We start from the raw sequence: 21,929 nt of genomic DNA, 5'->3' as shown, positions 1-21,929 counted from the left end.
CCCCGCATTTCGTGATTCACCGCGTCCGCGCGGCGACCGCGAAGCCGACCCCGGCCACGAGAACCCACACCGGACCGACGAATCCGGCCAGGTACTGCAGCGGCGAGATGCCGGTCAGCAGCGTGAGGCCCCCCAGCACCACGCTCGCCCAGCCCAGCCAGCGCGGGACGGCACCGTGCCGCAGCGACGCGACCGCGACCGCGAGACCACTCACCCCGGCGCCGACCCACAGCCACGGAATGGTGCCCATCCAGTGCGAGGCGACCACCGCGACCTCGGGAACCATCTGTCCCGGCTCGCCGAGCCCGAACAGCAACTCGGTGTCGAGACCGGTCCCGAGCAGGGTCGCCGCCGACGTCAGCACCAGCCCGAATGCCGCGACGGCCGGCAGGATGCTGAACTCGGGCAGCGCGATGCGTAGGCGTCGCTGCAGACCCGCCGCGAACACGAGCAGCAGCACGGTGCCGACCATGAGCGTCAGGTGCATGACGAGCATCGCCGTGCGCTGCTCCGCGAACTCGGCGGTGATGGCGACCGCGTTGCCCGCGGTTTCCTCGTTGTAGGCGGCACTCATCGCCATGCTGGCCTGGATTCCGACCACCCCGGCCAGGCCCGCGACCGCGCCTGCCCAGGCCCACATCGACCCCACCGGGGGCCGGGGACTGTCGACGGTGTCGCGCTGTGCAGCGCTGTCGATGCTCATGTTCACCCCTCCGCTCGGGCGCCCGGTGCGCCCGTCGACAAGGACAGTGCTGCGCTCGGCGTCCCGGGCACGAGGGACAGCCGTCCCGATTTCCCGGGACGGGACGGCAACCCGAGGTGATGTGCGCCACAGCGCGACTCGCGGTTCGGGGCTCCGACGTGCGCGAATGCGGTGAGGTGCCACCGATGTGGAAAATTCCCGGGGGCAAGCGGGAACTTTTCGGCGGGGCCGCCCCTCTCATCCTCGACACACGGATACGACGCGAAAGCGAGGTCGGGATGAGCAGCGGGCACCTCTCCGGTCTCGCCCGGCCGGGTCGACGTGACAACCACACCGTAAGGGGAGAACGATGAGCTGGGTCCTTGCCGTCGACTTCGGCACCTCGAACACATCGGCCGCTCACCGCATCGGACCGGACCGGGTCGAGTCGCTGCCGCTGACCCACACCAGCAACCTGATGTCGTCGTCCGTGTACATCGACCCGGCCCACGCGATCTCGACCGGCGACGTCGCGGTGAACCGGGCGTCCGTCGACCCCGCCGGCTTCGTCGTCGCCCCGAAGGCACACGTGTCCGACCGGTCCGTGCTGGTGCGCGGTCAGGAAGTTCCGGTCGCCGCGATGATCGCGGCCGTGCTGCGCACCGTGTACGGGCAGTCGCTGCAACGGCACAACAACCACCCGCCCGCGGAGGTGGTGCTCACACACCCCGAAGCGTGGTCCGAGCGGGAACTGTCGGTCCTGCGCGAAGCGGCGTCGATCGCCGGGCTCGGCGGCAACGTGTCGCTGATCTCCGAACCCCGCGCCGCGGCGTTCTACTACTCACGCCAGCACGACGCCAAGATCGTCAAGGGATCGACCATCGCGGTGTTCGACTTCGGCGGCGGCACCCTCGACGTCGCGGTGCTCACCGCGACGAACGAGTGGACGTTCGAGGTGCTGCGCGCGGGCGGCGACAACGCCCTGGGTGGCAAGAACCTCGACGCCACGATCTCGCGCTGGGTGGACCGGCAGCTCGCCGACGAGGACCCCGATCTGGCGGCATGGTTGCGCCGGCCGGAGGGTCTCGACGCCCGCCGCAACCTCGACGATCAGATCCGTCGCGCCAAAGAGCTTCTCTCCCAAGCGCCTTCGGCGACCATTCGGGTCACCGGCAACGGCGCCGACATGACGTTCACGCTGACCCGGGACGAGTTCGAGCAGCTGATCGAACCGCAGATCACCCGCGGGGTGCAGCTGGCCGCGTCGGTGCTGCGAGACGCCGGCATCGACCGCGGTGGTCTGCAGGCGCTGTATCTGACCGGCGGCTCGTCGCGCATCCCCTACGTGCACCGGCGCCTGGCCGAACTCGGCCCGATCGCCACCCTCGACGACCCGAAAACCGTCGTCGCCAAGGGCGCGGCCGGGTTCGTCGCGGGTGGCCGCGTCACCGAACCGCCGGCGGACCGGCAGACCGTGGCGCTGGCGCGCGATCACGCACCCGGCCCCCGCCACGCCGCCCCGACCGGCCGGACGCAGCCCGCACCCGCCGTCTTCGCCGACGCCGCGACCCCGGAGACCACCTCGGCCGGGAAGCGCAAGCCGCTGCTGGTCGGCGCCGGTGTTCTCGTGGCGGCCGCGGTCGCCGCCGGCGGCGTCTACGCCTTCGCCCAGAGCGGCGGAACCGGTGGAACGTCCACCGCCTCCGCGGACACCGTCGAAACGACGACGGTGCTCGCCTCCGAAGGCGGTCTGCCGCCCGCCACGGCGGACTCCACCTACATCAGCGAATCCACCGACGACGTCACCTCGATCCTGCCCGCCAAGCTCATCACGTCGTCCGTCTCGTGCGAGAAGGCCGGGTTCAGCATGGAGAACGCCCTGCGCGTCGACTGCGACATCGATCCCGCGTCGTCCCTGGGCAAGACGATCGGCATGGGAGAGCACGACTACGTGACGGTGTCCGCGTACCGCGACGACCAGTACGCCCGATCGACCCTGATCCGCATGCGCGACAAGCCGATCACCGGCTACACCTCGGTTCTCTCCGAGGATGGTAACCGCATCATCGAGTACCAGCCGTCCGACCCGTACACCTCCTTCTTCAACGGCATCGACAAGACGAAGGGTCTCGTGATCAGCTTCTCGATCGCACCCGTCGACAAGGGACTGACGCTCCTGCGAGAGCTCGGTTTCCCCACGTCCTGAACCAGTTTCACCCCCCGATCTCTCGCCGCAGTACGGCACGAGAACGACGGCACACCAGAACGACAAGGAGTTCCACATCATGCGTACGTCACGCATCCTCACGGCCGCCGCAGCGGCAGCCGCTCTCGCCCTCACCGGGTGCAGCAGCGACGTCGAGGGCACCGCCGTCGACAGCGAGACCGCCGCGCTTGCAGCAGATTCCGGTGCCGAGCAGCAGGCGGACTTCGACATCGACTCCCTCGACACCGGCGGATACAACACCGTCCCCAAGGACTTCGAGGCGGAAGGCCAGCTCGCCGGCGACTTCGGTCCCGCCGTCGAAGGCCAGCGCATGGCCGAGTTCGTGGTTGCCCCGTACACGATCGACCCGAAGCTCGTCTCGGGCGGCGGCATGAACCAGGGCGTCGGCGTCGGGGGTCTCGCGAAACTCGGGCTCCTGAGCGACAGCGTCTCCGAGATCTCCGACAAGTACGAGATCATCACCACGTTCAGCGACTTCCAGGACTACGCCGACGGCTCCCACGGCCTCGGGATCTCCGTCGTCCGACTCCCGGACGAAGCATCCGCTGCCGCCATCGTCGCCGACCTCTACGCCGACGAACTCACCGACGGCAGCGGCGGGGACGACATCTTCGCGTCGGGGGCCGGCACTCCGGCCACACTGCCCGGCCTGCCCGATACCAAGGCCGTGACCTTCCGGTGGGAAACCGGCTCCGACACGGTGTCCTCGTACACCGTCAACGGCCCTCACTTCATCTACACCTACGCCACCACCACCCCCGACGACCCCGAGTGGGCGAAAGACATCACCACGCGCGCGCTCGAGAAGCAGATTCCGCTGCTCGGCAGCTTCCCGTACACGCCGACGCCGGAAATCCCCGAACTGGTGGTCGACATGGACAAGGTCCTCGCCCGCGCCGTCGGTTACACCGAGGAGGAGACGACCCGGAACTCCGAACTCGCGGTGTACGGCCCGCTGGGCTGGCTGCACTTCGACAGCAACCCGGCACAGACGGCCGAGCTCTTCGAGAAGACCGGCACCGACCGGGTCGCCATGGCGAACTCCACCGTGTACCGCACGGCAAGCCCGGAGGACGCCGAGACCGTTCGGGACGCGTTCCTGGCGCAGACCCAGAAGAACTACTCCGAGATCACCGAGGACGCGTCGGTGCCGCAGTACGTTCCCGACACGACGTGCATGAGCGGTGACGTCGCCGAGGGCCGGATGTCGGTGTGCTACATGACCTACGGTCCGTACGTCGCCGAGATCCAAGGCTTCCGGCCGATCGGCAACACCGACCCCGAGCGGGACTCGTTGCGCACGATGTCGCAGCGCATCGCGACCCAGTACGTCAAGTTCGTCAAGGCCGAGGAAATGGGTCTGGGCGAGAACTGACCCCGTTCCCGCCTGTGCCCCTGCCGCCGACCGCGGCAGGGGCACAGCCGTTTCACCGGCAGGGCGGGACTACTTCTCCTCGATCCGCTTGGCGCCGAGGATGTCCTTCAGCAGTTCGAGGGCAACGTCCTCGGGGTCGCGACGAGTCGACGGATCGCCCGGGGTCGCGGCCTCGGCGAACATCTCCTCGACGTCGGCCTCCGTCACCGCCGACGGGTCCGGGGGCGGAGCATCGTACGCCCCTTCCGGCCCGGGATCGTCCGGAAGATCCGGTGCTTCCGGAGGCGGAATGTCGTCGTAGTTCGGCCCCGGCTGCTCGGGGCGGGCCGGACCCGGACCCTTTTGCTCGTCGGGACGCGGCTGGGCCGCAGCACGATTGGCCTGGCTCGGCCTCGAGAACCTCGGCTGCCCGCTCGGCCGCGACTGTTGCTGCACGGGAGCGGCTTTCACGGGTGCCGGAGCGGCCGACCCGTGCACACACGTGACCTCGAAGTCGACGCCGAACACCTCGCGCAGCGCATCGGCGACGACGGAGGCATTGCGCGGTTCCGCGAGACGCTTCACGAGCGGCATCGAATCGTGGACGAGGACCACGCACGTGCCCTCCACGTCGCGCACCGACGCGCCGGACAGCATGACCTCGACCGTGCGGCTGCGGGCACGCACCTTCGCGCGCACCTCCGACCACACCGCGCGCAGGCCCGCGGCGTCGGGACCCGAGGCCGGCTGCGGCGGTGCGGCGGGCCGGGGTTTCGGCTGGGGTTCCGGCTCCGGTTCGCCGCGATCGGCGACCGCGCGGGCCGGCTGTGGCGGCGAAACCGGCTCGGGCTCGGGAGTTTTCGATTCGACCGGACGCGCAGCCGGTTCGGGGACCGGCGCCGGTTCGGGCGTCACCGGTTCCGGAGGTGCCACCGCAGCGGGCTCTGCCTGCGGCGCCGGACGTGCAGGCTCCGCCTGCGGCGCCGGACGTGCAGGCTCGGCCTGCGGAGCCGGACGTGCGGGTTCCGCCTGCGGAGCGGGCGCTGCCTGTTCCATCGCCCGACGCTGCGACGGCCGCTGGAACCGGGCGGCGGGTTCGTCGGGTGCGATCGGCGCGACCGCCGGTTCCGGCACCGGGCGCGGCGCGGCCGCCGGGGCCGCAGCACCGGCAGGGGCCGCAGCACCCGCCGCCGGGACGAACCCCTGTTCGAGCCGCTCGAGCCGTTGCAGCACAGCGGTTTCCGCATCGGATACAGCCGGCAGCAGCATTCGGGCGCACATCACTTCGAGCAGCAGGCGCGGCGCGGTCGCGCCGCGCATCTCCCCGAGACCCGCGTGCACGATCTCGGCGTACCGCGTGAGCGTGGCCGGTCCGATCCGGTCGGCCTCGTCGCGCATCCGGTCCAGGATGTCGCCCGGCGCGTCGACGAGACCGCGGTCGGCGGCGTCGGGCACCGAGCGGAGCAGGATCAGGTCCCGCAGGCGCTCGAGCAGGTCCACCGCGAAGCGCCGCGGATCGTGCCCCGCGTCCATCACCTTCTCGACGGTGCCGAACAGTGCCGCCCCGTCCCCGACCGCGAGCGCGTCGACGGCCTCGTCGATGAGCGCGACGTCGGTGACACCGAGCAGCGCGAGCGCGCGCGAGTAGGTCACGCCTTCGGGCCCGGACCCGGCGAGCAACTGGTCCATCACCGACAGCGAGTCGCGGGGCGACCCTCCGCCCGCCCGGATGACCAGCGGGTACACGGCGTCCTCGACGGGCACGTTCTCCTGCGTGCAGATGCGCTCGAGCAGTCCGCGCATCGCGGTCGGCGCGAGCAACCGGAACGGATAGTGGTGGGTGCGCGACCGGATGGTCGGCAGCACCTTCTCCGGTTCGGTCGTTGCGAACACGAAGATCAGGTGCTCCGGCGGTTCCTCCACGATCTTGAGCAGAGCGTTGAAGCCCTGCGTGGTGACCATGTGCGCCTCGTCGACGATGAAGATGCGATACCGGGACTCGGCCGGGGCGTAGAACGCGCGGTCGCGCAGTTCGCGGGTGTCGTCGACACCGCCGTGGCTGGCCGCGTCGAGTTCGATGACGTCGAGGTTGCCGCCTCCACCGGGACCGAGCGCGACACACGAGGCGCAGACCCCACACGGCTTCGACGTCGGACCTTCCACGCAGTTCAGGGACCGCGCGAGGATGCGCGCCGACGAGGTCTTGCCGCAACCGCGCGGCCCGGAGAACAGGTACGCGTGATTGATACGTCCCGTGTCGAGGGCGGTGCTGAGGGGCTCGGTGACGTGCTCCTGCCCCACCACCTCGGCGAAGGTCGCCGGTCGATACTTCCGGTACAGGGCCACGCGCCGAGACTACCGGCGCACTCCGACACGAGGGCCGAGTGGTCGCCACCGGGCGGTCCGGGCAGGTGGAGACGGTCCGTGATCGAGACCACACACTCCCGACGCTTGCGTTAACGATATATCGCGTTCTATCTTGATGGTGTCGAACAAACAGAAAGGGCGTACACAATGCGCAACGAACGACACTTCGGCGGACAGCGCCGACACAGCACCCCGGATGGCGAATTCCACCGCGGCCGGCGCCGCGGCGACGGACCCCGGCGCGGCGAGCATCCCTTCGGCGGACCCCGCCCGCATCGCGGCGGCGGAGAGGCCCGGGGCGGCCGACGCCATCGCGGGCGCGCCCAGCGCGGCGACGTCCGCGCCGCCACCCTGATCCTGCTGGCCGAGCAGCCCATGCACGGCTACCAGCTGATGCAGGCCATCACCGAGCGCACGGGCGGAACCTGGCGTCCCAGCCCGGGTGCGGTCTACCCGACCATCTCCCAGCTCGAGGACGAAGGCCTCGTCCACGTCGAGGTCGACGGCGGACGCAAGCTCGCCTCGCTCACCGACGCCGGACGCCGCTACCTCGAAGACCCGGCCTCCGCGGTCACCGACCCGTTCGCGGGATTCGCGACCTCGGCGGACACGCCCGATCTGCGGAGCGCGCTGGCCGAGGTCCATCACGCCGCACGCTCGGTCGCCGTCAGCGGCACCGACGAACAGATCGCCGCGGCCCGCGACATCCTGGCCGACGCGCGACGCGCGCTCTACCTGCTCCTCGCCGAAGGCCCCGCTCCGAAAGCGTCGGACGACGCATAACGGACATAAATACGGCGGGTGAGATTTCCGTAACGCGTTCGCAACACCACCGCCCCTCGGAGGAAACGCCACGGTCGGATCGTCGAATCCCGGTGCATTGAGATTCAGTGCCCGTGAGGAGATTCGCTCGTGCCCTCGACAATCGATGCCGGTGCCACCGCGTGGTTGCTGGCAAGCACCGCCCTCGTCCTGCTGATGACCCCGGGTCTCGCGCTGTTCTACGGCGGCATGGTGCGGTCCACCGGCGTGCTCAACATGATCATGATGAGTTTCGTCTCGATCCCGCTGGTGACGGTGACCTGGCTGATCGCCGGCTACAGCCTCACCTTCGACGACGACCTCGGCGGCGGCCTGCTCGGCGGGCTCTCCCACCTCGGGATGAGCGGCATCTCCCCGACCACCGTCCACGGACAGATCCCGGAGATCCTGTTCGCCACGTTCCAGCTCACCTTCGCGATCCTCACCGCAGCACTCGTCAGCGGCGCGATCGCCGACCGCGCCAAGTTCTCCGCGTGGATGCTGTTCGTGCCGGTCTGGTCCCTGCTCGTATATGTGCCGGTGGCGCACTGGGTCTGGGGACCGGACGGCTGGATCGCGCGGCTCGGCGCACTGGACTACGCGGGCGGGCTCGTCGTCGAAATCGTCTCCGGCGCATCCGGCCTGGCACTGGCCATGGTTCTCGGCCCGCGTCTCGGTTTCAAACTCGATTCGATGCGACCACACAATCTTCCGCTGGTGCTGCTCGGCGTCGGCCTGCTGTGGTTCGGCTGGTTCGGATTCAATGCGGGCTCGGCGCTGGCAGCAGACGGCAAGGCCGCCGCGATCTTCCTCAACACGCTCGTCGCGGGGTGCACCGGCATGCTCGGCTGGCTGTTCGTCGAACAGCGCCGCGACGGACACCCCACCACGTTCGGTGCGGCCTCCGGCGTCGTCGCCGGTCTGGTCGCGATCACCCCGGCGTGCGGCACCGTCGGGGTGATGGGCGCGGTCGTCGTCGGCGCGGTTGCGGGTGTGGTCTGCTCGTTCGCGGTGGGCTGGAAGTTCCGGCTCGGTTACGACGACTCGCTCGACGTCGTCGGCGTGCACCTCGTGGGTGGCATCGTAGGCACCATCCTCATCGGACTGCTCGCGACCGCGGTGATGACCGACGGCCCGACCGGCCTGTTCTACGGCGGCGGCCTCGCCCAGCTCGGCAAGCAGATCCTCGCGGTCGCGGTGGTCGGCCTCTACGCGTTCGGGGTCACCTACGCCCTGGGCAAGGTGATCGACCGGTTCTTCGGGTTCCGTGTGGACCGGGAGGCCGAGTCGACGGGCATCGACCTCGCCCTGCACGCCGAATCCGCGTACGAGCACGGCGTCGTCGGGCACGGACCGATCGGTGGGGGCGCCGCGGCACACTCCCCCTTCTCGATCCCGCCCCGCGACCTTCGCCGGGAAAAACAGGACGAACAGCCCCAGAAGTGACCGGCTTCCGGCCGGACCCGGAACGACGATCGCCCCACCGCTGTGTGCGGTGGGGCGATCGTCGTCATGCGCGCGGTGGTCGGATCAGAGTGCGTCCTTGTCGACCGGCATGTGACGGATGGACGGTCCGCCCTTGTGGTTGCCGGAGCGACCGAGCCGGGAGTCGAGCTGCTTCTGCAGGCGGCCGACGGCACCGTCGAAGGCTTCCTTCACCGAACCGGCGTGGTGGGTGACCGCGATCGGCTGCTGACCTGCGACGCGGGCCTCGAGCACGCAGCGCTTGTCGTCGACGCCGGTCTTCGCGGCGTTCTCGTCGCCGAGATGGACCTCGACGCGGGTGATCCGATCGCCGAAGCGCTCGAGAGCGGACTCCACTTCACCTTCCAGCCTGCGGACGATGTCCTCGTCGACCTGGATGTTGCCGTCCTTGTTGAGCTGGACCTGCATGGTTATCCCTCCTTTTCGGGCGCGCCGGGACGGTGACCCGCCTCGGCGTAGTACCCACTTCGATCACACCCGATACGAGGGGGTTCGGCAAATCTCCGGCCGGTCGTGTCCGGCCCACCGGCGCCGGACGTCCCGAACCGGACAGCGTCACGCCCGGGAGCCCAGTTCGATCGCCAGGGTGCGCACGGATTCCTCTGCGGCGGAGCGGCTTTCCTTCGCCTGCCCGGCAAGCGGAGCGAGCGGTGCCAGCCGGTCGGCGAGAGTGAGTTCGGCGGTTACCACCTCGACGGCCATTCCAAGCGACACACCGAGAACCTGCTGCAGCGGCGGAACCGTGTGGTCGGTGCCCTCCCCCGGCGTGCCGGGCGCGTACGTGTTGCCCCGGCTCGACACGATCACGACGGGCTTGCCTGCGAACGGGCGGTCCGGGTTGTCGAACGGAACCGTGGTTCCGAGAACGTGGATGTAGTCGATCCACGCCTTCAGCGTCGACGGCAGCGACCAGTTGTACATCGGGGCACCGATCACGACGACGTCCGCGGCCGCTACCTCCGCGATCAGCTCGGCCTGCAGCTTCTCCGCCGCGGCATCGGAGGCTTCGCCGTCCACGCGCAGACGCGCCGCGTCGGTCAGGTGCGGCAGCGGCTCTCGGTGCAGATCGCGGCGGACGACGGTGTGATCGTCACCGAGGCCACGCCACGTCTCGGCAAACAGGGGACGAAACAATTCGCATATCCGCTCGGGCTCCAGCCATCCTTCCCCTCGATCGTCTCAGCGGATGACTGAGCCCCACGCGGATACGATTCCGCCGCATCGGTATCCGCGATCACAGCGGTGCTGTGGCACGCTGACCGGATGAATCCGGCACACACGCAACGCGACTTCGGCGTCCGATTCGAGTGGGGCCTGCCGGGAGCCGCGGCCGTCGCGGGCGGTGTCGACATCACAAGCAGCGCCGACATCGCGGTGGTCGTCGACGTGCTGTCGTTCACCACGACCCTGTCCGTCGCACTCGACCGAGGCGTGGAGGTGTTCCCGTACCGCTGGAACGACGACGGTGCCGCCGCTTATGCGGCCGAACGCGACGCGGCGCTCGCCATCGGTCGTCGAGCAGCCGGTCCGGGCGCGGTCAGCCTGTCCCCTGCCACGATTCGCGCGGCCACCGGGCTCGAGCGGCTCGTGCTGCCGTCCCCGAACGGATCGTCGATCGCGTACGAACTCGGTAGGTCGGCGCCGCTGTGCGTCGCCGCGTCGCTCCGCAATGCCGGCGCCGTGGCCCGGTGGATCGACCGGAACCACCCGGGATCGGTAGTCGCGGTCGTCGCCGGCGGGGAGAAGTGGCCCGATGGATCCCTCCGTCCGGCTATCGAGGACCTGTGGGGCGCCGGAGCCGTGATCGCCGGGCTCTCCGTTCACGGCCCGCGGTCGCCGGAGGCGCAGGTCGCGGCGGACGCCTGGGCGACGGTGTCGGAGCGGGTCGCCGATGCGCTGCACGACTGCGCGTCGGGGCGCGAACTGATCGCCGCCGGTTACGCCGGCGACGTCGCGGTCGCGGCGGAGGTCGGGCGGAGCGAGTCCGTCCCGGTCCTGCGCGACGAGCGATTCGTCGACGCAGCGCGAACCTGAGACCTGCGGATGCAGGCCCTCAACCCACGACAGCCTCCCAGACGTAACCGTCCGGATCGACGAATCCTTCTGCGGTGCAGCCGATGACGATGCGATGCGAACCGGTGCCGTCGGCCGGAACCCCGAGAAGCTTTGCCAGACCCCGGCGCTTGTACAGCGCGAGCGTGACGGGACTCGATGCGTCGGAGACGAATTCGGCGTACCTGCCACCGAAGCTCCTGCCGGCGACGAGTCCGCGCTCGACGTAGAACTTCTTGGCGACCTTCACGTCGTCGACACCGAGCAGCAGGACGAACTCGTCGATGTTGCGGGTGGCGGGGCCGGTGTCCTTCTTCGCCGACGTCGCGATCTTCCAGATCGTGCCGTCCGGCGCCTGGACGGACCCGCCGTAGCCCCAGAGGGACTTCGCCGCCGGTTTGGTCACCTCGGCGCCGGCATCGATGGCGGCGTCGAGGAATGCGTCGACGGTCGCGGGGCCGGAGACCGTCAGTGCAAGCGTGAACCCCCGGAAACCGGAGGTGTTTTCGGCGGTCTCCCGAAGTCGGATGCAGGAGTCGACCCCGAACGCCTTGTAGAAGCGACGCGCGGCGTCGACGTCGGCGACCTCGAGCGTGACGGATGTGATGGACGTGGTGGGTGCTGTTGTGGTCGTCATGTCCACCACGGTAGGAACCGAGGGGCGCCGCGGGCTTCTCGATTCCTGACCGGTTCGTCCGGCCGTCGTCCCGCGGACCGATCCCGTCCGAACAGGCCACACGCTCACGCAGTCGTGGACACCATCGATACGGCACCTGTCACCGGAACTGCGGGAGGACCCATGGACTGGACCACGACCTTGATGCCCAGCATGCCGACCGTGGAACTGATCACCCGGGGAGTCATCACCTTCCTCGCACTGATGGTGCTGCTCCGGATCATCGGTCAACGCGAATCCGGCGGCATCGGCCTGACCGATCTTCTCGTGGTCGTACTTGTTGCCGACGCGGCAGGAGCCGGGATGATGGCCGATGCCCAGTCGGTCGGCGACGGACTGGTGGTCGCGGCCACCATGTTGTTCTGCAGCGTCGGTATCGACGCGGCCGCATATCGGTGGCCGCGTCTGGCACGACTCGTCAAATCCCGGCCGCGGCCCCTCATCACCGACGGTCAGTTCAATCGCCGGGCGTTGCGTCGCGAGTTCATGACGGAACAGGAAGTGCTGTCGCAACTCCGGTTGCACGGCATCTCCGATGCGGACGAGGTCGCCCGCGCCTATCTCGAACCGAACGGGATGATCAGCATCATCCCGAGGTCGGGCGCCGGAACCGTCGAGCCGCCGGAGGGGCCACGGGTGTGAACCTTCCCCGTTTCCGAGCGAGCGGTACACCCGTCTCCTTCAACCGACCGAATGTACCGCTCGCTCGGAAGAGAAGGGGGTTGATGGACCGGACGCTAGCCCTTCTTGGCCGCCGCCTTCGCCGACTTCTTGAACTCGCGCACCTCCTGCAGCGACTTCTCGTCGACGACGTCGGCGATGGATCGGCGGGATCCCTCCTGGCCGTAGTCGCCGGCGGCCTCGCGCCAACCCGCCGGCTGCACACCCATCTGCTTGCCGAGCAGCGCCAGGAAGATGCGAGCCTTCTGGTCGCCGTAGCCGGGCAGCGCCTTCAACCGCTTCAGGACCTGCTTGCCGTCAGGATCTCCCGACGTCCAGATGGCCGACACATCGCCGTCGTATTCGTCGACGATCGCGGCGCACAGGGCCTGGATCCGCTGTGCCATCGACTTCGGGAACCGGTGCACGGCCGGGGGTTGCGCGCAGACGGTGACGAAGTCGTCGGGATCGGCTTCCGCGATCGCGTGCACGTCGAGACTGCCGAGCCGGTCGACGAGCTTCTTCGGGCCGGCGAAGGCCGTCTCCATCGGAACCTGCTGGTCGAGGAGCATGCCGATGAGCAGTGCCAGCGGGTCGGAGGCGAGCAGCGCGTCGGCGTCCGGGTCCCCGACCAGATTCAGCGTCGATGCCATGGGTTGATCATGCCCTGCCCGTTATCGCCGTCGCCACAGTACGGCGACGGCGATCGCGACGACGGTGAGCGCCAGCGTGGCGCTGAAGGCGTACAGCCAGTGCGGGAACAGCGTCGGTTCCGATTCGGCGGGAACCGCTGCGAGAGCCGCGAACAATGCGACGACCGCGATGACCGATGCCGCCGCGGACCATCCGCGGGCGAGCCGCGAGTGCCGCTGACCGCGCAGTTCCACGCTGCGTCGTACCGCGTGCTCGATCACCTCGGCCGCCTCGGCGAGTTCTCCGTCGAGGGCGGCGATGTCGTCGGCCACGCGGCGCACCAGCAGCGACCGCAGCTGCGTCGGCTGTGTCCACGAATGGAACCGGTCGTCGTGTATCGATTCCTTGCGCAGCAGTGCCCGCTCCATCTTGCGGGCCTGCATCGCGGCGACGTCGTCGAGCGCGGCACGGAGCCGATCACCGTCGAGATCCTCGTGGTTACGCAGGTGCGCGAGCATCTTCCAGAAGTCCCGCGAGCAGTTCGCCCGCATCGCGACCCACGGCAGCAGCCCGAAGATCATGTCCCCGGTTCCGTGAGTCGTGTAGTCGCTGTCCACCGAGGTCGCCTCGAGATCGAGCAGCACGGCGCCGCAGTCCTCCCGCACCGCGATCGCGGCGCCGGGTTGTGCGGGCGCCTCGACGAGCTGAACCCGATCCCACCGCCACACCACACCCCACGCGCGGGCAGTGGCCCGGACGCGAGATCCGGTCGCGTTGCCGTCGACGAGGTCGCGTACCCGCTCGCCCCCACTCGACACGATCTCCACCATCAGCGCCTCGACGACCTTGCGATCGCCGACCCCGCGATGCCGGTGCACGACGATCTCGGGCAGCGGCCGGTAGGTCGCGGGGACGGGCATCATCCGGTTGATCCCGGGGAACAGATCTTCGAGAGAAGCCGACGACGTCAGCTCGAACGGGGCGAGGAATCCGTCGACGGTGGGCCGGAAACCCTTCCCCTCACGGTCCTGCAGTGGATCGATACGCCGGCCGACGAGGGAGGGCTTGTCGGTCAGTGTCTCCAACGCGAGCACGAGTCCGTGTCCCGGGATCTCCCACAACGACGCACAGGTCGCGGGAGCGCCGACGAACGGACGAGCCGACGAGCCCGCCCGCAGCGCCCCGGTCGAGACGCCGAACGACACCTCGGGTCGTGTGCGATCGACGATGTGCCGGTACGCGAGCAGAACTGCCGGACGGACACCGTGATCGCTGGCGGGGTTCGCTCCGATCCGCGCGGGCAGGAACGGATCGACCGCCGCGGCGGGCGGAACAGGAGGTCGCGGGACCGTCGAGGCGTCGATATCGAGCGCCAGGAGAAAGACATCGAGCACGCCGTGGCATCCCGTAACGGACGCGACGGCGGTTGCGCCGGCTCCGGATTTCACGAGAGCGCGGTATTCCATCACACTCACCACTTCCGAACCCGCCGCGGAACTCGCGGCGACCCTGATCGGGCAGTATGGCATCTCCTGTGGAAAAAGCCCATTCCGGATATTTTCCGAGGTCACAGCCCTGTGTCGGGGAGTTGTCCACGGCCGGTCCACCGTCGGTCCACGGGTTGTCCACAGATTTGTCCACAGCCTGGGCACAACTCGCTCGAAACGGACGGACACCCGGGAAAGCAACCGCCGCCGCACCCGGTTCGGGTGCGACGGCGGAAGGAAGCCGGTGGCTCGCTCAGCCGGCGAGGGCCTTCTCCGTGGCGGCGAGCAGCACGCACGTGGCGACGCCGTCCATGGCCTTGGCCAGTTCGTCGAGCGACGGGAAGCTCGGCGCGAGCCGGATGTTCTTGTCGTCGGGGTCGTTCTTGTAGGGGAACGCCGATCCGGCGCCGGTCAGCGCGATGCCGGCGTCCTTCGCCAGCGCGATGACCCGCTTCGCGGTGCCCTCGACGACGTCGAGGCTGATGAAGTAGCCGCCCTTGGGTTCGGTCCAGGACGCGACCTTCGACGCGCCGAGACGATCCTCGAGGATGCGCAGCACCAGCGCGAACTTCGGCGCGAGGATCTCGCGATGCTTGGCCATGTGGGCACGCACGCCGTCGGCGTCGCCGAAGAACCGCAGGTGCCGCAGCTGGTTGATCTTGTCCGGGCCGATCGTCTTGATGCCCAGGAACTTCTGGTACCAGGCCAGGTTGGCGGCGGACGCCCCGAAGAAGCTGACGCCCGAACCGGCGAAGGTGATCTTCGAGGTCGAGGCGAGCGCGAAGATCCGGTCCGGGTTCCCGGCCTCGGCGGCGAGGCCGAGGATGTCGATGGCCGGCGCGCAGTCCTCGACGAGGGGGTGCACCGCGTAGGCATTGTCCCAGAAGATCCGGAAGTCGGGAGCCGCGGTGGGCATCGACACCAGCGCGCGGGCGACGTCCAGGGAGTAGACGGCACCGGTCGGGTTCGAGTACGTCGGTACCGTCCACATGCCCTTGATCTGTGGATCCGCGGCGACCAGCTCGGCGATGAGGTGGGTGTCCGGACCGTCGTCACGCAGCGGCACCGGGATCATCTCGATGCCGTAGGACTCGGTGATCGCGAAGTGACGGTCGTAGCCGGGGGCCGGGCACAGGAACTTGACGACCGGTTCCTGCGACCACGGACGCGGCGAACCGACGGTGCCGTGCAGCAGCGACGCGACGATCAGGTCGTGCATGATCTCGAGGCTCGCGTTGTTACCGGCGACGAGGTTCTCGACCGGGATGTTCAGCAGCTCGGCGAAGATCGCGCGCAGCTCCGGCAGGCCGGTGAGGCCGCCGTAGTTGCGGCAGTCGGTGCCGCTTCCGTCGCGGTAGTCGCCCTCGCCCGGCAGCGACAGCAGCTCTGCGGAGAGGTCGAGCTGTTCGGGGGACGGCTTGCCGCGGGTCAGGTCCAGCGTGAGCTTCTCGGTCTTCAGCCGGTCGTAATTGGCGGACTGGCGCTCGTGCTCTGCAACGAGTTCCTCATGGCTCATCAACCCGATCTGGGTTTGGACAGGCATGCGGAAGAACCTTTCACCGTGCACGGCGACACGGGCATCGGCGGAGACTAAGGGGACCCCGCGCACCCGGCAGAGCCCGTTGACCCTTGCTGCCTTCCGGCCCTGGGGGAGTTCACAGGATGCGCGCCGCGCGGGATCCATCGGCAAGTGTAGAGGACATGCCACCCAGGCGTGGAATCGCCCCGAGGCGACCCCGAGAAAAGTCACCGCCACCTGCTCGTTTGGCAAGAATCGCGGAGTGTTCGGTATGCTTCCCCACGGAGGATTCGCCTAGTGGCCTATGGCGCTCGCCTGGAACGCGGGTTGGGTTAACGCCCTCAGGGGTTCAAATCCCCTATCCTCCGCCACGGGAAACGCCCGTGACCGGCAGAAATGCAGGTCACGGGCGTTTTCCTTTTCGCGGTGCACCGCGGGTCAGTGCTCTGCTCGCGGCACCAGCCGCAGCCCGCCGGCCGGTGCCGGTGCCGGCACCGAAGCAAGCTGCTCACCGATCTCGCGGGCCGCCTCGATCTGCTCCCTCGTCGCCCGCAGCTGGCGACGGAACACCTCCTGACGGCGGCCGTCCTCGAGGACGAGGGCGATGCACCACAGACCGAGCCACGACGTCCTCGGTGCCCCCTCGGGGGTCGCCTCCGACAGGCGGCGGCCCCGATACCGGTCGAGAAACTGCACCGTCGCCGCGTTCACATCGATGTCGAGGGCGATCGACAGCGCGAGCATCGCGTCGTCGGAGGGCTGCCAGTCCTCGGGCAGAACAGGGTCGTCGACCGGACCGCCGGTGGTCAGGTGAAGGCGCGGCTCAGGCTCCATACAGTCATGGTCGCTTCCTCCGGTCTCCCGACGGGCCCGGACACGCCGGGTCGACCGTCCCACCTCGAGGAACCCGATGCTCGCAATCGTGCCGCGGATCGGGAACGATGACGCCGTGCCGTCGACCTCCCGATTCCTGCCCTGGATCCTCGCGTTGGCAACCGGCGTCGTCGTCGCCGACCAGCTCAGCAAGTGGTGGGCGGAATCGACCGTGTCCCCGGGCGTCTCGACGCCCGTCGTCGGCGAATTCCTCGAGTGGCGGCTCGTCTACAACCCCGGCGCGGCATTCGGGCTCGGCGCCGACTCCACCTGGGTGCTGACCGTGGTCGCGGGCGTCGCGGTCGTCGCCCTCACCGTGCTGGCGGCGCGAACCCTCTCTCCTGCATGGGCGCTCGGCGTCGGCGCGCTGCTCGGCGGCGTCACGAGCCACCTGGGTGATCGCCTGTTCCGCGCGCCCGGGTTCGCTCGCGGGCACGTCGTCGACTTCATCGCCTACAACAAGTGGTTCGTCGGCAATGTCGCCGACATCGCCATCGTCGGCGGCGCGGCCTTCCTGACGGTCCTGACCCTGCTGGGCATGCAGGCACGTCCGGCAGCCGTCTCCGCGGGCTGATCTCGCGGAAACTGCTCTGCCACAGCAGTTCCGGCTACTCGCAGGCAACCCCGTCGCGGTCGCCGTCCATCTCCGGGCGGTAGCCGGGTTGTCCGGCATACAGCGGTGCCGCTCCGGCCGCGCGGGCCGCGGCACAGTTCGCGAAGTACACACCGGTCGACGCCGGGACGGAAGGCTCGGGAGTCTGCGTCGCAACCGGTTCGGATGCCGCGGCTCCGTCGCACTCGGACAGCACCCGCGCGATCGCGTCGTGTTCGGCCTGCGTCACCCACAGCCCGTACGCCGCCTTCACCTGGACCTGCCGTGCCACATAGGTGCACCGGTACGCGCGGTTCGGCGGCAGCCAGGTGGCGGCATCACCGTCGCTCTTCTTCTGGTTCGTCGGGCCGTCGACGGCCTGGAGGTTGCGCGGATCGTTCGCGAAGTCCACGCGGGTCTGCGCGTCGAGTTGCTGCGCGCCCTTCTGCCAGGCGTCCGACAACGCGACGACATGGTCGATCTGCACGGCCTCCGACGTTCCCTGGCCGCGGGTGAACGGGATCGTCGTGCCGGTGTAGGCATCGTGCAGGGTGCCCGACAGGACGACGCAGTCGCGGGTACCCGGCTTGAACTCGATGTCGACGAGGTCGCGGCGCAGGATGTCGTTGCGAGTGTCGCAGCCGTTGTGGCCGCCGTCGACGTCGACGTCGTCGCTCCACGCCTGCCCGAACAGCTCGCGGTCGTAACCACTCTTCGGTGCGCGGCCCTTGATCGGCAGTTGCGCCAGGACCGCCAGCGCCGCCGTCGCCTCGGACGTGGAGGCTCCGCTCGGCTGAGGTTCGGAGTCGGTGGGTGCGGGGGCGGCGGTGACCGGCGCCGATCGGGAGACGGTCGCGGTCGTGGGGTCTGCGGTCACGCCGCATCCCGTAAGGGTTGCAATCGCGGCGACGGCGGCAACGAGCCGGCCGCCCCGGTTGAAGGTCGCCGATCGGCCGGTCACTCGAAATACTCCTGGTCGGGATGGATCCGTGGACTGTCGCCCGACCACACTGCCTCGTTGCACGAGGTAAGCAAAATCGGAGGCGTGGCACGTCGCACACCCACCGAATCATTAGCATTTGGGGAGTGGTCGGATACGACAGGAAACTCCAGGGCTTGGCAATCGCCCTGTCCTCCCTCGCGGGATTCGTCGACGCCCTCGGTTTCGTCACGCTCGGCGGGGTGTTCGTCTCCTTCATGAGCGGTAACTCCACCCGCATGTCCGTGGGTATCGCCGACGGACATTGGTCGCAGGCCGCACTCGTCGCGGGGATCCTCGGGTTGTTCGTCGCGGGCGTCGTACTCGGCGGCGTCGTCGCGGAGATCACCGGCCCGGATCGCCGCAGCCGCAAGTTCGCGGTCCTGGCGACGGTGTCCGCCCTGTTGTTCGCCGGCGCGGTCGCGGCGGCGCTCGGCTGGACGCCGGTGGCGATCATCGCGATGACCCTGGCGATGGGCGCCGAGAACAACGTGTTCCGGCGCGACGGCGAAACCAGCGTGGCGCTGACCTACATGACGGGCGCGCTGGTCAAGATCGGCCAGCGCGTCGCCGCGGCGATGTTCGGGGGACCCCGATGGTCCTTCCTGCCGTATCTCGGGCTGTGGGCCGGGCTTGTGGGAGGCGCCGTGCTCGGCGCACTCGCCCACCGCGCCCTCGGTCTGCACGCGCTGTGGATCGCGACGGCGGCCGCAGGGGCGCTCACCGTCGCGGTGAGATACCTCCCCTACAAGCCCGCTACCCGGCCGATGTGAAGCGTCCGCTCAGACCGAGAGCAACCGCTGGAAGAAGTCGCGGTAGCGCTTCAACGCGAGCCGGAGATCTTCGGTGGACGCTTCGTCGCCTCGGGCCCACTGCTCCTCGAGCCGCGACCGCGCGTCCGCGAAGCCGCTCGTGAGCCGCTCGACGACATCGGACACCAGACCGTCCGCCTTCCGGACACACTCCCGGGGATCGTCGACGAAACCGGCCTGGACCTCGTCCCAGCGCGACCTGAGTCCCGACAACTCTTCCTGCCCGAAAAGTTCGTCGCGAGAGTCCGATTCGGGCGCCGCGGAGGTCCTCTCGGCTTGCGCGCTCGGTGTACCGACATCGCCGGCCGCCCCGAGATCACCGGCGGGCGGAGCAGCACTCTCGGTCCTCGCGGCCGTCTCTCCCGTCGACACGGGGGTGTCCGCCGGCACTCCGGCGTCCGTCGGTACTGCGCTTTCCCCGGTCGTCGGGTCGGTGCGGTAGGTCGACGATCCGGCTGCCTCGGTCGATGGTGCTACTCCCCCGGTCGTTTCGGTGCTGCCGGGATGCGGTTCCTGGGTGGTCATGCGCGCGCCTCCTTCGGGTTGCCCTGCTCGTTGTCCCGCGCGAGGAGCGATTCGAAGAGCGTTCGATAGTGCACGAACGCCTCGCGCTGGTCCTCGGTGCGGACAGTGCCGTTCTGCTGCGTCAGGTAGATGCCGTGCGCAGCGCGATAGTTCTCGACGACCGTCGGGTGATCGACCGAGATGTCGGCCGCGCGCCGGTCGAAGTCGTCGACCGGGTAGCCGCGCTCGCGCATGACTTCGGTGACGAGCCGGTCCGCGGCGCCGACCGCACCCGAGGGATCGTCGATGAACGAGGTCTGCACCGTCCGCCAGGTCTCCTGGTACCTCTCGCGTGCTTCGGGCGAGAGCGCCACGATGTCGAGCGCTTCCCGCTTCTTCTCGCGGGCCGCGAGCTCGTTCTCGGCGGCACGTCGTTCGCCGACCTCGTCGACGGTCCGCTCGTACTCGGGCCCGAACCGCTCCTTCAGGTGCTCCGTCCGCGTGCGGCCGCGCGCGGCGCGCGCGGCGACAATCGCGGCGACGACGGCGATCACGGCGATCACCGCGAGCACCCCGATCAGGATCCATCCCCACACAGGCATCTCGTCGACCTCCTCGTCCCCGAGCGGATACCCGAAAGGCGGTGGCGGAAACGTGATGGGTCGACCTCGTGTCGGCACGACGTCCCGCAGGGATCGATCCGACGCGGGAACGGTTCGGACGGAACGGTTTACGGCTTCATTTGACCGAATCCATTACACGGGTGGGAAATTCGACGCGGGTGAGTCACCGCGCGACCCGGCCCGCGCGGTGACTTCGTGGCGAGATCAATTCGGCGTGGTCACCTTCTGGCCGGCGGGGTCGAGAACCCACCACACGCCGTCGTCTCCCTGGCCTTTGACCTCGCCGGGGGCGGTGTCGTCGACGAAGAAGTAGATCGGCCATCCGTTCACAGTTATCTGTTGCTTGCCGTCCGGTCCGGGAATCGTGCCGATCTGCCCGCCGACGCCCTCGACCTGCGGGGTGGTCGTATCGGTGAGGACCGGCGGCCACTCGACGAGGCACTGTCCGGTGCAGGAGCTCGTGCCGGAACCGGGGGTGTCCTGGTCGAAGATGTAGACGGTCATCCCGCTGCCGTCGACGATGATGTCGCCCAGTTCGGACCCTGCGACCGCGAGGGCCGCCCCCGCCGCGCCGGCAGGTGGAGGAGAGGCGGCTTCCGTCGTTCGGGTCTCGTCGCTGGTGTGCGTGGTCCCGTGGTCGTAGGCTCCGCTGTCGGTGTCCGTGTCGCCGTTGTCGGAGCAACCGGCCAGTACCAGGACGGCTGCGACGGCCACCGGCGTCGCGGCGCGCACAACTCTTCTCCGCACGAATCTGTTCATAGGAATCGGGTCCTTCTTCCAGTCGGTGCCCGTACCTGCGTACCGCAAGGCAGGGCCGGAATCTGCCGGACGCACCCCTCCGCCGACCTCGACAAACACTGTTGTGGGTCCGTTCGATTCTCTCACCGGGAAGGGTCACATCGGGGCGGATCGGGCCGACTGCAAGGAGATTTCGCCCTGGCGACAGCGCGGTCGGCGGCCGCCGGATTCCTGCTGAACGCTGTGCCTCAGGCGGTGACACCCGTTGTCAGAATGGAGGCGAGTTCGCGGTAGGCGCTCGCATCGTCGAGCCCGGTGGCGGCACGGACGCGGCCCTGCTGGATGCGCACCATCATCGTCGCGGCGAGGTCGGCGGCGAAGGCCGCGTTCACTCCTCGGAAGTCGCCGGTGGCGACGCCCTCGGTGATCAGTTCCTGGACGCGGCGGGCAGCGATCCGGGTGTTGCGTTCGTACACCTCGCGAGCCGGGGCGAAGGCGTCGAGGTCGTTCATGAACTGCTCCGAGGCTGCGGCGAGCGCCTCACCGACGGCCGTGAGATATGCGGCGATGCGATCCGCGGCGCCTGCGGCGGCGACCTTGGCCTCGACCTGTTCGGTCGCCCTTTTGAAGAAGTGCACCGTCGCCGCCGTGACCAGCTGTTCCTTGCTGCCGGCGAGGGTGTAGAGGGTGGACTTGGAACATTGGAGGCGCGCAGCGATCGCATCGAGCGTCAGATGTGCGAAGCCCTCCGCGAGGAACAGCTCCACCAGCCCGTCGAACAGTTCGGTGCGACGAGCGGTGGCGAAGGACGAGCGGGAATCCATACGAGCGATAGTACTGGGGGACTGATTGCAGTACGCCCCGG

The 21,929-nt window shown here is 69.1% G+C and carries 22 protein-coding genes, 1 tRNA gene and 1 other RNA gene; 9 read left to right on the top strand and 15 right to left on the bottom strand.

The window, feature by feature from the left end; all coding sequences use genetic code 11:
• Positions 1-16 precede the first annotated feature (16 nt).
• The gene (locus ACWDTS_RS20580) at positions 17-703 is read right to left on the bottom strand and encodes a hypothetical protein (protein ID WP_450109713.1); all 687 of its coding nucleotides are present in this window, start codon (positions 701-703) and stop codon (positions 17-19) included.
• Between the two features lie 349 nt (positions 704-1,052).
• Here ACWDTS_RS20580 and ACWDTS_RS20575 point away from each other — a divergent pair, with 349 nt between their 5' ends.
• Both ACWDTS_RS20575 and ACWDTS_RS20570 read left to right on the top strand, forming a co-directional pair.
• Positions 1,053-2,888, top strand: coding sequence for an Hsp70 family protein (locus tag ACWDTS_RS20575; protein ID WP_450109714.1), 1,836 nt, complete (start codon positions 1,053-1,055; stop codon positions 2,886-2,888).
• A 79-nt stretch (positions 2,889-2,967) separates the two neighbouring features.
• Positions 2,968-4,284, top strand: a complete 1,317-nt coding sequence (locus ACWDTS_RS20570; RefSeq protein WP_450118924.1) for a DUF7373 family lipoprotein — start codon at positions 2,968-2,970, stop codon at positions 4,282-4,284.
• A gap of 69 nt (positions 4,285-4,353) precedes the next feature.
• On the opposite strand, the gene ACWDTS_RS20565 is transcribed toward ACWDTS_RS20570, so the two are convergent.
• A complete protein-coding gene (locus ACWDTS_RS20565) occupies positions 4,354-6,609 on the bottom strand; it encodes a DNA polymerase III subunit gamma and tau (RefSeq protein WP_450118923.1) in 2,256 nt (751 codons plus the stop codon).
• A 168-nt stretch (positions 6,610-6,777) separates the two neighbouring features.
• Between ACWDTS_RS20565 and ACWDTS_RS20560 the strand changes: the two genes are divergently transcribed.
• A complete protein-coding gene (locus ACWDTS_RS20560) occupies positions 6,778-7,413 on the top strand; it encodes a PadR family transcriptional regulator (RefSeq protein WP_450118922.1) in 636 nt (211 codons plus the stop codon).
• A gap of 129 nt (positions 7,414-7,542) precedes the next feature.
• The gene (locus tag ACWDTS_RS20555; protein ID WP_450118921.1) at positions 7,543-8,877 is read left to right on the top strand and encodes an ammonium transporter; all 1,335 of its coding nucleotides are present in this window, start codon (positions 7,543-7,545) and stop codon (positions 8,875-8,877) included.
• An 84-nt stretch (positions 8,878-8,961) separates the two neighbouring features.
• On the opposite strand, the gene ACWDTS_RS20550 is transcribed toward ACWDTS_RS20555, so the two are convergent.
• Both ACWDTS_RS20550 and ACWDTS_RS20545 read right to left on the bottom strand, forming a co-directional pair.
• Positions 8,962-9,324 carry an HPF/RaiA family ribosome-associated protein gene (locus ACWDTS_RS20550; RefSeq protein ID WP_197254479.1) on the bottom strand — a complete coding sequence of 121 codons (363 nt, stop codon included), beginning with the start codon at positions 9,322-9,324 and terminating at the stop codon, positions 8,962-8,964.
• A 147-nt stretch (positions 9,325-9,471) separates the two neighbouring features.
• On the bottom strand, positions 9,472-10,050 hold the full coding sequence (locus ACWDTS_RS20545; RefSeq protein WP_450118920.1) for an FMN-dependent NADH-azoreductase: 579 nt from the start codon (positions 10,048-10,050) through the stop codon (positions 9,472-9,474).
• 129 nt (positions 10,051-10,179) lie between these two features.
• On the opposite strand from ACWDTS_RS20545, the gene ACWDTS_RS20540 reads away from it, so the two are divergent.
• Positions 10,180-10,950 carry a 2-phosphosulfolactate phosphatase gene (locus ACWDTS_RS20540; RefSeq protein ID WP_450109722.1) on the top strand — a complete coding sequence of 257 codons (771 nt, stop codon included), beginning with the start codon at positions 10,180-10,182 and terminating at the stop codon, positions 10,948-10,950.
• A gap of 19 nt (positions 10,951-10,969) precedes the next feature.
• On the opposite strand, the gene ACWDTS_RS20535 is transcribed toward ACWDTS_RS20540, so the two are convergent.
• Entirely contained in the window at positions 10,970-11,605 is a 636-nt protein-coding gene (locus ACWDTS_RS20535; protein WP_450118919.1) for a glyoxalase, read from the bottom strand.
• Positions 11,606-11,767: 162 nt separating this feature from the next.
• Between ACWDTS_RS20535 and ACWDTS_RS20530 the strand changes: the two genes are divergently transcribed.
• The gene (locus ACWDTS_RS20530) at positions 11,768-12,286 is read left to right on the top strand and encodes a DUF421 domain-containing protein (protein WP_450118918.1); all 519 of its coding nucleotides are present in this window, start codon (positions 11,768-11,770) and stop codon (positions 12,284-12,286) included.
• A gap of 95 nt (positions 12,287-12,381) precedes the next feature.
• On the opposite strand, the gene ACWDTS_RS20525 is transcribed toward ACWDTS_RS20530, so the two are convergent.
• The 4 genes from ACWDTS_RS20525 to ffs all read right to left on the bottom strand — a co-directional run bounded on the left by ACWDTS_RS20525 (position 12,382) and on the right by ffs (position 16,109).
• The gene (locus ACWDTS_RS20525) at positions 12,382-12,957 is read right to left on the bottom strand and encodes an HhH-GPD-type base excision DNA repair protein (protein ID WP_450109725.1); all 576 of its coding nucleotides are present in this window, start codon (positions 12,955-12,957) and stop codon (positions 12,382-12,384) included.
• Between the two features lie 21 nt (positions 12,958-12,978).
• The gene (locus tag ACWDTS_RS20520; RefSeq protein ID WP_248674277.1) at positions 12,979-14,403 is read right to left on the bottom strand and encodes a hypothetical protein; all 1,425 of its coding nucleotides are present in this window, start codon (positions 14,401-14,403) and stop codon (positions 12,979-12,981) included.
• Between the two features lie 274 nt (positions 14,404-14,677).
• Positions 14,678-15,967, bottom strand: a complete 1,290-nt coding sequence (locus ACWDTS_RS20515) for an aminotransferase class I/II-fold pyridoxal phosphate-dependent enzyme (RefSeq protein WP_450109728.1) — start codon at positions 15,965-15,967, stop codon at positions 14,678-14,680.
• Positions 15,968-16,014: 47 nt separating this feature from the next.
• An RNA gene (gene ffs, locus ACWDTS_RS20510) (signal recognition particle sRNA small type) lies at positions 16,015-16,109 on the bottom strand.
• 117 nt (positions 16,110-16,226) lie between these two features.
• Between ffs and ACWDTS_RS20505 the strand changes: the two genes are divergently transcribed.
• Positions 16,227-16,314: transfer RNA gene (locus ACWDTS_RS20505), tRNA-Ser, on the top strand.
• Positions 16,315-16,381: 67 nt separating this feature from the next.
• On the opposite strand, the gene ACWDTS_RS20500 is transcribed toward ACWDTS_RS20505, so the two are convergent.
• Positions 16,382-16,777 (bottom strand): hypothetical protein, encoded by a 396-nt coding sequence (locus ACWDTS_RS20500; RefSeq protein ID WP_450109729.1) that lies wholly within the window; start codon positions 16,775-16,777, stop codon positions 16,382-16,384.
• Between the two features lie 76 nt (positions 16,778-16,853).
• On the opposite strand from ACWDTS_RS20500, the gene ACWDTS_RS20495 reads away from it, so the two are divergent.
• Positions 16,854-17,390 (top strand): signal peptidase II, encoded by a 537-nt coding sequence (locus tag ACWDTS_RS20495; protein WP_450109730.1) that lies wholly within the window; start codon positions 16,854-16,856, stop codon positions 17,388-17,390.
• Between the two features lie 34 nt (positions 17,391-17,424).
• Here the strand turns inward: ACWDTS_RS20495 and ACWDTS_RS20490 are convergent, their stop codons facing one another.
• The gene (locus tag ACWDTS_RS20490) at positions 17,425-18,369 is read right to left on the bottom strand and encodes a GmrSD restriction endonuclease domain-containing protein (RefSeq protein WP_450109731.1); all 945 of its coding nucleotides are present in this window, start codon (positions 18,367-18,369) and stop codon (positions 17,425-17,427) included.
• Positions 18,370-18,494: 125 nt separating this feature from the next.
• Between ACWDTS_RS20490 and ACWDTS_RS20485 the strand changes: the two genes are divergently transcribed.
• Positions 18,495-19,160, top strand: coding sequence for a YoaK family protein (locus ACWDTS_RS20485; protein WP_450109732.1), 666 nt, complete (start codon positions 18,495-18,497; stop codon positions 19,158-19,160).
• Positions 19,161-19,169: 9 nt separating this feature from the next.
• On the opposite strand, the gene ACWDTS_RS20480 is transcribed toward ACWDTS_RS20485, so the two are convergent.
• The 4 genes from ACWDTS_RS20480 to ACWDTS_RS20465 all read right to left on the bottom strand — a co-directional run bounded on the left by ACWDTS_RS20480 (position 19,170) and on the right by ACWDTS_RS20465 (position 21,888).
• Positions 19,170-19,724 (bottom strand): hypothetical protein, encoded by a 555-nt coding sequence (locus ACWDTS_RS20480; protein WP_450118917.1) that lies wholly within the window; start codon positions 19,722-19,724, stop codon positions 19,170-19,172.
• Positions 19,721-20,305 (bottom strand): hypothetical protein, encoded by a 585-nt coding sequence (locus ACWDTS_RS20475; protein WP_450118916.1) that lies wholly within the window; start codon positions 20,303-20,305, stop codon positions 19,721-19,723. The genes ACWDTS_RS20480 and ACWDTS_RS20475 overlap by 4 nt, the downstream gene beginning before the upstream one ends.
• A gap of 225 nt (positions 20,306-20,530) precedes the next feature.
• Positions 20,531-21,085: a COG4315 family predicted lipoprotein gene (locus tag ACWDTS_RS20470; protein ID WP_450118915.1), complete on the bottom strand. Its 555-nt coding sequence runs from the start codon at positions 21,083-21,085 to the stop codon at positions 20,531-20,533.
• Positions 21,086-21,312: 227 nt separating this feature from the next.
• A complete protein-coding gene (locus ACWDTS_RS20465; protein WP_248674278.1) occupies positions 21,313-21,888 on the bottom strand; it encodes a TetR/AcrR family transcriptional regulator in 576 nt (191 codons plus the stop codon).
• Positions 21,889-21,929: the final 41 nt, after the last annotated feature.

It is taken from the genome of Rhodococcus sp. NPDC003383, from assembly GCF_053589115.1.
This window is presented reverse-complemented; position numbering and strand designations above follow the sequence as displayed.